General features: G+C 50.0%; 1 protein-coding gene. It reads right to left on the bottom strand.

Annotation, left to right across the window (positions count from 1 at the left end; translation table 11 throughout):
* The coding region (locus tag FN960_RS24045; protein WP_185971146.1) for a malate:quinone oxidoreductase at positions 1-274 on the bottom strand (274 nt) is incomplete at both ends.

Below are 274 nucleotides of genomic sequence, written 5' to 3'. Positions count from 1 at the left end.
AGACGCAGTACGCCACCTTTCTCGGCATCACGCTTGATAATCTGCACGCGCTGCCCCGCTTGCCACAAACGCCAGTCCTCTTTTTTCGCCTGCGGATAGTACTCTTTCAACGCTTCAAAACGATCCTCTTCACTCAACATCACCTGACTCACCAGATATTTCACCAGATCGAAATTATCCAGCCCGACGTGCATCATCGGCATCACGTTAGAGGTGGTGGTGGAACTCATCAGATCCCACAATGAACCGTTTTTGAGGAATTTGGTTGAGAAGG

Origin of the sequence: Alkalicoccobacillus porphyridii (assembly GCF_007293315.1) — a bacterium.
GTDB lineage: Bacteria > Bacillota > Bacilli > Bacillales > Bacillaceae_D > Alkalicoccobacillus > Alkalicoccobacillus porphyridii.
The sequence above is the reverse complement of the archived record's forward strand: the minus strand, read 5'-3'. Positions and strand labels throughout refer to the sequence as shown.